8 protein-coding genes and 2 pseudogenes are annotated in these 9,079 nt (G+C 65.9%); 6 read left to right on the top strand and 4 right to left on the bottom strand.

Annotated features, from left to right (window positions below; all coding sequences use genetic code 11):
* Window positions 1–203 (top strand): annotated as a pseudogene (locus V6M49_RS19650) (MFS transporter); the annotation flags it as partial.
* Window positions 204–324: 121 nt separating this feature from the next.
* Window positions 325–828 carry an Lrp/AsnC family transcriptional regulator gene (locus tag V6M49_RS19645; RefSeq protein ID WP_056344094.1) on the top strand — a complete coding sequence of 168 codons (504 nt, stop codon included), beginning with the start codon at window positions 325–327 and terminating at the stop codon, window positions 826–828.
* On the opposite strand, the gene V6M49_RS19640 is transcribed toward V6M49_RS19645, so the two are convergent.
* A complete protein-coding gene (locus V6M49_RS19640; RefSeq protein WP_332762840.1) occupies window positions 825–2,066 on the bottom strand; it encodes an MFS transporter in 1,242 nt (413 codons plus the stop codon). The genes V6M49_RS19645 and V6M49_RS19640 overlap by 4 nt on opposite strands.
* A gap of 167 nt (window positions 2,067–2,233) precedes the next feature.
* Between V6M49_RS19640 and V6M49_RS19635 the strand changes: the two genes are divergently transcribed.
* The 3 genes from V6M49_RS19635 to corA are packed head-to-tail and all read left to right on the top strand — an operon-like array spanning window position 2,234 to window position 4,202.
* A complete protein-coding gene (locus V6M49_RS19635; protein WP_332762838.1) occupies window positions 2,234–2,770 on the top strand; it encodes an Lrp/AsnC family transcriptional regulator in 537 nt (178 codons plus the stop codon).
* A gap of 9 nt (window positions 2,771–2,779) precedes the next feature.
* On the top strand, window positions 2,780–3,205 hold the full coding sequence (locus V6M49_RS19630; protein ID WP_332762836.1) for a DUF1761 domain-containing protein: 426 nt from the start codon (window positions 2,780–2,782) through the stop codon (window positions 3,203–3,205).
* A 1-nt stretch (window position 3,206) separates the two neighbouring features.
* Window positions 3,207–4,202, top strand: a complete 996-nt coding sequence (gene corA, locus V6M49_RS19625) for a magnesium/cobalt transporter CorA (protein WP_141141121.1) — start codon at window positions 3,207–3,209, stop codon at window positions 4,200–4,202.
* A 29-nt stretch (window positions 4,203–4,231) separates the two neighbouring features.
* Here corA and V6M49_RS19620 read toward each other — a convergent pair whose 3' ends face one another.
* From V6M49_RS19620 to V6M49_RS19610, 3 genes are all read right to left on the bottom strand, one after another.
* Window positions 4,232–5,827: an ABC-F family ATP-binding cassette domain-containing protein gene (locus V6M49_RS19620; protein ID WP_332762833.1), complete on the bottom strand. Its 1,596-nt coding sequence runs from the start codon at window positions 5,825–5,827 to the stop codon at window positions 4,232–4,234.
* 230 nt (window positions 5,828–6,057) lie between these two features.
* Complete coding sequence (locus V6M49_RS19615; RefSeq protein ID WP_332762832.1) at window positions 6,058–7,680, bottom strand: ABC transporter permease; 1,623 nt, start codon at window positions 7,678–7,680, stop codon at window positions 6,058–6,060.
* Between the two features lies 1 nt (window position 7,681).
* A complete protein-coding gene (locus V6M49_RS19610; RefSeq protein ID WP_332762831.1) occupies window positions 7,682–8,665 on the bottom strand; it encodes an ABC transporter ATP-binding protein in 984 nt (327 codons plus the stop codon).
* A 204-nt stretch (window positions 8,666–8,869) separates the two neighbouring features.
* Here V6M49_RS19610 and V6M49_RS19605 point away from each other — a divergent pair.
* Window positions 8,870–9,079 (top strand): annotated as a pseudogene (locus tag V6M49_RS19605) (hypothetical protein); the annotation flags it as partial.

Raw genomic sequence — 9,079 nt, 5'->3', positions numbered from 1 at the left:
ACCTGGCCTATTACCTGGGCTCCAGCGTCATCGGCTGGGCCGGCGGACTGGTGTTCCAGTCCCTGGGCTGGACGGCGCTTGCCGTGGCAATCATGGCCCTGGCGTGCATCACGGCGGTGACAGCCGCCGTCGTACATCCCCTGGGGCACGGCGAAGCCGCACGGGCCGCCGCACAAGGGCAGGCAGAAGCCGCGCGGCCGTAGAACTATCCGCCATTAAATGGCACGTGTGTCTGGCGATTGTTCGGCAGGGAAGGTTGCGTTCCGGGGTGATCAACAGGAATCCGGCGTCTAGGATGAACTGACGGACATTCAAGGAGATTCCATGAGCAGCAACCCAAAAAGCATCCGGCCGGCCAGCCACTTTGAGCCGCTGGATGCCATCGATGAACGGCTTCTGGCCGCCTTGGTGGACGATGCACGGATCTCCAACAAGCAGTTGGCAGAACTGGTGGGCATTGCACCGTCCACCGCGCTCATGCGGACCCGCGCATTGTCCGAACGTGGCATTGTCCAGGGATTTGAGGCGAAGCTCAGCCTCTCGGCCATCGGCAGGTCCGTCCAGGCGCTTGTGGCCGTCCGGTTGAGGGCCCACGACAGGGACCAGATCGACCGGTTTACAGCCCGCGTTCCGCACCTGCCCGCGGTCCTCTCCACCTTCCACACATCAGGCTCCGTGGATTACCTGCTGCACATCGCCGTTGCCAGCACCGAGGACCTGCGGGACTGGGTCCTGGACAATCTCGCCACCGACCCCGTGGTGGGCCACACCGAGACCACCCTCGTCTTTGAGCACATCCAGGGGAACCACGGCCCGCTGCCGGACTAGGCTGTCCGCTGCAGCGCCGTCCGAAGCGTGACGGCGGACAGCGCCAGTGCAGCGGCGCTGCACAGCACCACGAAGCCCGCGACCGCCGTCGGCAGCCCGAACACCGCCGTTGCCCAGCCCAGCCCGATGACGGGTACGGCGCTGCCCAGGTACGTGATGACATATACGGTGCTGATGACCTGGGCGTGCTGTGACGATTCCACTTTGGCGGCCACATCATTGAAGACCGTCCGGAAGGCGACCCCCTGGCCCAGCCCCGCACAGACGCTGGCCGCGGCGAGCATCAGCGGACTGCTCCAGGCGGCCGCGGCAGCCAGGAGCAGCACCGAGGCGCCCAGGACCGCCAGCCCCGCGGGCACCACAAAGCGGCCCCGCACGGACAGCACCTGGCTCAGGGCGGAGGCGGCCAGCGTCATCCCGGCCAGGGCGCCGATCAACGGCCGTGAATCGGTCTGAATGATCGGGGCGAAATAGGCCGGTGCCAGCGACAGGCAAAATCCAAAGACGGAGAAGCTGAGGAAGCCCACGGCCGCCGCCAGCCAGAAAGCGCCCCTCGCCTCACTGGATACCGAAGGCCGGCGGGGAGCCAGGGCCAGGACGGGCCGCCGGCCGACCGGAGGCTTGATGGCCGGCCGGGCCTGAAGCAGGTACAGCGGCACCAGCATTGCCGCCAGGGCGAGCGAGTGAACATAGTACGGGGCTGTGGTGGGCCCGGGCAGCAGCGACAGCAGGCCGCCGATGACCGGACCGGCTGCTACCCCTCCCGCCGTCGCCAGCAGGGTGAAACGGGTGGCCCACTCCGGCCGGGTCGGGAGCAGTTCCCGCAGTGCGGCTGCGCTGGCACCCGTGGCCAGGGCAACGGCCACACCCTGAAGGGCCCGTCCGGCAGAGAGCGCCACGAGGTTTTCGGCCTGCGAGAAGACCCAACTGCCCGCCAGTCCGGCGAGTACAGCCAGGATAAGCGCCGCCCGCCGGCCGATGTGGTCCGACCAGTGCCCGGCCAGCATCAACGTTGCAACCAGGGCCAGGACATAGCTGGCAAAGGCCGCCGTGACGCCGAGTGCCGATAGGCCAAGGTTTGCCTGTAGCAGCGGATACAGAGGCGTAGCCAGGTTCGCACCGACCAGCAAGGTGAAGATGACAGCGCCGGCCATCACCAGCCGTGCGCTGGTGGATGCATCCCAGCCCTGGCGCCCGGCGGTGGCCGGACGCATGCGGAGTTCATTGAAGACTGTCATTGGCGCTGCCTTGGCGTCGACCGGGGAGGGAGGTCCTTGTGGGAGGCCGCCCCGGGGGGAATTGATACCTAAAGAATGCTTCAGAGGTGACCGTTTGGGCGCTTGTCCATGGAACAATTGAGCAAAATACGCAATTCATGGTGTCTCCAATAGCTGAAAGTGACAGTTTGCCCACCCTTGATCCCACTGACCTGAAGATCCTCCTGGAACTCATCCACGATCCCCGCATCCAGATCGGCGAGTTAGCCGAGGTGCTGGGGATTGCGCGCAACACAGCGCAGTCGCGGGTCCGGCGCCTGCTCCGGGCCGGAGTGCTGCACGACGGCGGCCGCGAGATCGACCTCGAGGCCGTGGGGTACGACGTCGTCGCCTTCGTCACGATCGAAGTGACGCACCGGGAACTGGACGGAGTCGTGGGCGCCCTCCGGCTGCTCCCCCAGGTCCTGGAGGTCCATGAGATCTCGGGGCGAGGTGACGTGTGGTGCCGTGTGGTGGCCACCGATACGCACAACCTGCAGTCCGCCCTCCGCCAGATCCTCCGCATCAAGGGCGTCATCCGGACCGAAACTGTCCTGGCTCTCCACACCCATATCCCTTACCGGACTGAACCCCTGATCAGGCGCCTGGCACAGGCCGCGCCCGGCACCCCAACACGGCCCAGGCAATTGACCGAGGGCGGCGGCGGGCCAGCCGAGGGCAGTTAGGATTCGAGCATGGATTGGGCTTCGCATATTTCACAGATCAACTGGCTCGCCGTGGCGTTGGCCTTCGTCCTGAGCATGGCCATCGGCTTTGTCTGGTACCTGCCGGCCGTGCTGGGCAAGCGGTGGATGGCCGCCATCGGAAAGACTGAAGAGGACCTCAAGAACATCAGCGGCGGCGCGGGGATCTGGGTTCCCATGATGGTCACCGCCGCCTTGACCGCCGTCCTGCTGGCTGTCCTGATCAGCAAGCTGGGCCTGGACAACGCAGCGGCGGGCGGCTTGTTCGCGCTGGTACTCGGGCTGGTGTTCCGCGCCGGCGGGCACGTCATCCACAACGGGTTCGCCGGCCGCCCGACAACGGTCACCCTGATCGATTCCGGACACGACCTGCTCGCCATGACGGTGGCCGGCGCGATCATCGGGGCAATGTCCTGACGTGACCATCATCGACAATGCCGTCTACGTGGACGGCGTCCGCAGCGCGGAACCGGAGAGCCTGGAACAGACCTTTGAAACGCTCGCCGAGCGCGGGGGCATGGCCTGGATCGGGCTATACCGGCCCACGGCGGCGGAAATGACGGCCGTTGCCACCGAATTCGGGCTGCACGCCCTGGCGGTGGAGGACGCCATCTCGGCGCACCAGCGGCCCAAGCTTGAACGCTACGAGGACAACCTCTTTACGGTGCTCCGCCCGGCGCGGTACCTGGACGCCACCGAGACCGTGGAGTTCGGCGAGCTGCACATCTTCACCGGCCGGAATTTTGTGGTCACCATCCGCCATGCCGAGATGGCCGGCGTTGCCCGGGTGAGGCGCCGTCTGGAGGGCCGGCCCGACCTGCTCCGACACGGCCCGGAGGCCGTTCTCTACGCGCTGCTGGACCTGGTGGTGGACGACTACGCACCGGTGGTGGCCGGGCTGGAAAACGACATTGACGAGATCGAGGACCAGCTCTTCAGCGGGGACACCACCGTCTCCCGCCGCATCTACGAACTGGCCCGCGAAGTGATCCAGTTCCAGCGCGCCATCCATCCCCTGCCGGACATGATGCAGCAGCTCAAGCGTGGCTTTGAAAAGTACGGCGTGGACTCTGAACTGCAGCACAGCCTGCGGGACGTCGAGGACCATGTGGAGAGAGTCATCTCGCGCGCCGATTCATTCCGTGATTTGTTGCAGAACGCCCTCACGCTGGACGGAACGCTGACCGCCAACCGGCAGAACCAGGCCAGTGCCGAACAGAACGAACAGGTGAAGAAGATCTCCTCCTGGGCGGCGATCTTCTTTGCACCGTCCTTCGTGGCCGGCGTCTACGGAATGAACTTCGACCACATGCCCGAACTCCACTGGGCCCTTGGCTACCCGATGGCCATCGCGCTGATGGCCGGCACCGCAGGCCTGATGTACGCCATTTTCAAGAGGAAAGGCTGGCTGTAGGGGCGGAGGCTGCGGGGCTCCGCCGAACCTCAGGCGACGTGGAGTTCCACACTCCCGTGGCCTGAGTCTGCAGCGCTGAATACCAGCCGGCGGTTGGCAATCTTGTCGGTGAAGAAGCGGTCGTGGCTGACCACCACCACTGCTCCCGGGAAATGCAGCAGGGCGCGTTCCATAACCTGGGTGCTGGAGAGGTCCAGGTGGTTGGTGGGCTCATCCAGCAGCAGCACCGAAGCACCCGAGAGCAGGCATTGGGCCATGGCCACCCGGGCGCGCTGGCCGCCTGAGAGGTTGCCGATCTTTTGCTTAAGATCGGCTTCGGAGAACTGGAACATGGCAAGGAACCTGTTCACCGACTTCTTCGTCGCAGTCAGGGCCAGGCTGTCAGGCATCGCGTTGACCGCATGGGTGACCGTGTCGTCGTCGTCCAGTTCTTCCAGGACCTGGTTGTAGGAGACCATTCCGGCGCCCTTGGCCCAGGCCACGCTGCCTGAATCGGCCGGCTCTTCGCCGGTGAGCGCCCGGAGCAACGTGGTCTTGCCGCTGCCGTTGGACCCGACGACGGCGATGCGGTTACCACGCCCGATCTCGAAACTGAGGCCGCTGAACAGCGTCCGGCCGCCGTAGGCCTTGCTCAGGGACTCCACCCGGCACAGGACATCCTTGACGTACAGACCGCCGTAAATCTCCGTGATGATCTGGTCCACGGGCCGGGGCGCCCGGGACTTCTTGATCCTGGCCAGCTGGTTTGCCAGTCCCTTGCCGGCCGCCTTGGCCGCTTCCCGCCGGTCGGAGATGCCTTCGGCCTCGAAGGCCAGCAGCTCGGACTCGTGAACGAACTGGCTCTCCAGGCTCTTGAGCTTGAACTGCTTCGCCACCACATATTCGGCGAAGTTTCCCGGATATTCGTGGAGGTGGAAGTTCTCCACTTCGATGATCCGGGTGACAACGGAGTCCAGGAACTTCCGGTCGTGCGAGACGATGATCGCAGCGCCTTTAAAGGTCCGGAACCAGCCTTCGAGCCATTCGACGCCGGCCACGTCAAGGTAGTTGGTGGGTTCATCAAGCAGGAGGACGTCCGGGGCTTCCAGCAGGATCTTTGCCAGCGCTGCCCGGTTCCGCCAGCCGCCGGAGAGTTCATCGATGGCGCAGGTGCGGTGGTGGTCGCTGAAGCCGAGAGTGGTGAGCACTTTGTCGATGCTGCGCTGGTAGTCCCAGCCATCCAGCCGGTCCATCGCCTCAAAGAGTTCGGACTGGCGGTGGATCAGTTCATCCAGCCGTGCTGCGTCCGAGGAGTCGGCGGCGATGGCCGTATCGATGCCGGCCAGCTCGGCTTCGATCTCCTTCACGTGGGCGAACAGTCCGTCCAGGACCTCCGCGATGGTGGATTCGCCGTTCAGCTCGGAGAACTGGGAGAAGTACGCAGCCTTGGTTCCGAGCTCGACGGCGACGGTCCCGGAGTCGGGAGCCACCTGGCCCTGGATCAGCTTCAGGATGGTGGACTTGCCCGAACCGTTCTTGCCGATCAGGCCGACCCTGTCCCCTGCTTCAAGCTTGAAAAAGGCCTCGCGGAGAACTTGGGTTTTGTCAAAGCTCACGTTGACGTCGTTCAGCCGGATCAAACTCATTGATGGTGTCCAATCCAGTCATGGTAACGCTTGGAAGCGGTGGGGATCCTGCAAGCCTATTCGAATCAAGCATCCTGCGCAGACATGGCGGTGCGCCCGCTGGGCCGAAAGTAACCTTGATAGTCGCACTCGTCCCTCAAGAAAGGCAACGCGCGATGCCTGACTGGTATTTGGGCAGCGCGTCCAAGATGGCGTTCACCGCAGCACCCGTGACCTGGCCGTGGAGACCGTTATTCGGTGCCCACCTCCCGGCGGCGCATCGCAGCCAGCGCCGTCGCAGCGAGAACTCCCGCGATGCTAAGCATCCAGAAGCCACCGCTCCAGTCCGTCCCCTGGGCGGTCGTGACCGGGGTGTGCGTGAAGGGCGAGAGGTCGCGGACGGCCTGGTCGAAGCCGAGCATCCCGCCGTAGATGCCGAGGGCGACCCCGAGGCCCAGTAGCGTCCAGCCGAGCGGCATCGTGGCCCGCGGCCAGAGGACGAACACCACGGCGGGCAGGGCGAGGTAGATGAGGGCGGCGGGGAGTTGGTTGAGGGCCGTCTGCCAGACGTCGCCGACTTCGCTGGACGTGTCCCCGGATGCGGCCAGCGACACCCACGCCCCGAAGGCTGCGAAGCCCAGGACGAGCACCACGGATACTGCGCCCAGCCCCAGGAAGCTCCCGAGCCAGCGCACGCGGCCCACCGCTCCCGACAGAACGAGCGTGCCGGTCCCCGCCACTTCCTCCTGGCGCAAGCGCAGGACGGCCTGCAAGCCGCAGACCGCGGCGAGGACACCGGCAATCGAGAACAGGGCCGCGATGAGTAGTTGGGTCATTGAGATTCCCTGTGCCTGGATCATTGCGCGCAGGGCGGCCGTCACGGAAGGGCTGGTGGTTACCGAAGATTCTACGGCCGATCCGAGGGAGCCGGTGAGCAGGCCTGTTGCGAGGCCGGCAACGCACCAGCTGGCGATCGCCCCTTGCTGGAGCCGCTGGGCGAGTGCGAACGGCCCCCGGAGGCCCGGCCTCGCATCAGTCCGCCCTGATCTGCCCGCGAGGACGCTGGCGCCGACGTCGCGTCGCGCCATGATGATGACGACGGCGGCGAGGCTCGCTGCCGCGAGCGTGAGGTGGAGCAGGAGGGGCCAGGCCCGGTTGCCCGTGTAGGCGAACGTCTGCTGGCCCCAGCCGATCGGTGATACCCAGCTTGGCCAAGCGGCCGTGACCGTGAGGCCGTCCTCGCTGATCTGTCCGGTCGCGTCGCCGAATCCGCGGAGCAGGTAGGCGAGGACGACGAATGCAGATGCGATGCCGTTCGCTCCGCGTGAGGTGCTGAGGAATTCGGCGGCAAGGAGTCCGACGCCGAGGAAGGCGACACCCACGGCTCCTGTCGCTGCGCCGGCGATGAGTGAGCCGGCAGGGTCGAGGCCGCTGGCGAGGAAGGCCAGGGCGACGGCCGTCGCGACGAGTGCGTTCGCCACCAGCCCGTGCACCGCCGTGGCGGCGAGGGGGGGCCACCGAACGGCGGGCGTCGCGGAGATAAGCTCTGCCCGACCGGACTCCTCCTCGGCCCGCGTGTGACGGACGGCCAGGAACGTGCTCATCAGCCCGGCGAGGAGGGCGAGGAAGGCGTAGATCAGGAAGAACGTGAAGGCGCCAAGCTCAGCGCCTCGGACCAGGCCACGAAGCACGAGAATCACCGGCGTCGCCGTGGCCAGCCGCAGGATTTCCGCCCGGGAGGCTTCGTCGCCGTACGTCCGGGCGACTGCCGCGGTAGCAAACAGGGCAAGCAGCCCGATGGAGAGCACCCAAGCGACGAGCTGCCACCTGTCACGGCGGAGCCGCTGCATGTACAGGACCAGGAAGATCCTCATTTCAGGCGCCGCTCCGCGCCTCGGCGCGGTGGCGACGGCGGTGCGGGCCGCCGTCGTCCGCGTCCGGGACGGCAGAGGCGACCTGGTCGCCGTAGTGGCGCAGGAACAGCTCCTCGAGCGACGGGGGAGCGACGAGAAGCCCCTTGACCCCCATGCTGCCCAGCAGCGGCAGGACCTCGTGGACGCTGTCGGAATCGGCGCCGAACTTGACCCGGCCTTCGGCGATGGTGAGATCGTGCACCGGGGAGAGGCTGGCCAGGGCAGTAATGTCCGTACTGTCCTGGGTGAAGGAGACTTCCGTTCGGGTGAGGTGTCGGAGGGAGTCGAGCGTCCCGCCGTCGACGATCCTTCCGGCGCGGATGATACTCACCCGGTCGGCCAGTTGCTCGACCTCGGAGAGGATGTGGCTTGAGAGGAGGACTGTGGCGCCTTTCTCCTGCGCCAGCCGCCGGATTTCGCGCATGAAGACGGCCTCCATAAGGGGGTCCAGGCCGCTGGTCGGCTCATCCAGGAGGTAGACCTCCGCCTCGGTGGCGAGTGCCGCAATGAGGGCCACCTTCTGTCGGTTGCCCTTGGAGTAGGCGCGGCCCTTCTTACCCGGGTCGAAGTCGAAGGCCTCGCAGAGTCTGTGCCGTTTCTGCCTGTAGGCTTCCTGGTCGGCTGTGCCTCCGCGCAGGCGCGACAGGAGATCGATCGCTTCGCCTCCGGATAGGTTGGGCCAGATATTCACATCGCCCGGCACGCTGGCCACCCGGCGGTGGAGTTCGACGGCGTCGGTCCAGGGGTGGAGGCCCAGAACCGTTGCGCTGCCGGACGACGCTCGGGCCAGGCCGAGGAGGATGCGCAGCGTGGTGGACTTCCCAGCGCCGTTGGGGCCGAGGAAGCCGTGGATCTCGCCTGCCATGGCCTCAAGGTTGAGACCGTCGAGCGCTTGGACCCGACCGAAGTTCTTGCGGAGATCGACCGTGCGGATAACGGTGTCCATATGATCGACGCTACGCAGTTTCGCTCACATTGTGAACTCTCGGAAGCCTCTTGCTTTTCACCGGCCTTTTGTGAGTTCCTCCCGGGGCAACCGCTATGCCGATCAGGGCCGGCCCCTGAACGACACAATCATCAACAGTGCAAACGGGACGCGTAGGGCCGGAAGGCACATACGAAGTGGGGTGTTGTGCGCGATACTGACGGGATGAACGCTGCGGCGGGAAAAACTGACCGGATTCTCATCGCCATCATCGCGGCCATTACATTGCTGGTTGTGATCGCGCTGGCAGTTGTTTTCACCCGCGGGGAGCCGGAGGTGCTGAATGAGGCAACGCCGCCGGGCGTTGTCCAGCGGTACAGCACGGCGGTCATTGACGGCGATACGGCCACTGCCAATTCCTACCTCACGCAGGTG

Origin of the sequence: Pseudarthrobacter sp., assembly GCF_036675385.1 — a bacterium.
In the GTDB taxonomy this organism is placed as follows: Bacteria; Actinomycetota; Actinomycetes; order Actinomycetales; family Micrococcaceae; genus Arthrobacter.
Note: the sequence above shows the minus strand (reverse complement) of the source record. Positions and strands in the feature narration are given on the sequence as shown.

Excerpts from the sequence above, each read along its gene's own strand:
- V6M49_RS19640 (WP_332762840.1), bottom strand. The coding sequence starts at position 2,066 with ATGACAGTCTTCAATGAACTCCGCATGCGTCCGGCCACCGCCGGGCGC.
- V6M49_RS19645 (WP_056344094.1), top strand. The coding sequence starts at position 325 with ATGAGCAGCAACCCAAAAAGCATCCGGCCGGCCAGCCACTTTGAGCCG.
- V6M49_RS19620 (WP_332762833.1), bottom strand. The coding sequence starts at position 5,827 with ATGAGTTTGATCCGGCTGAACGACGTCAACGTGAGCTTTGACAAAACC.
- V6M49_RS19630 (WP_332762836.1), top strand. The coding sequence starts at position 2,780 with ATGGATTGGGCTTCGCATATTTCACAGATCAACTGGCTCGCCGTGGCG.
- V6M49_RS19615 (WP_332762832.1), bottom strand. The coding sequence starts at position 7,680 with ATGAGGATCTTCCTGGTCCTGTACATGCAGCGGCTCCGCCGTGACAGG.
- V6M49_RS19610 (WP_332762831.1), bottom strand. The coding sequence starts at position 8,665 with ATGGACACCGTTATCCGCACGGTCGATCTCCGCAAGAACTTCGGTCGG.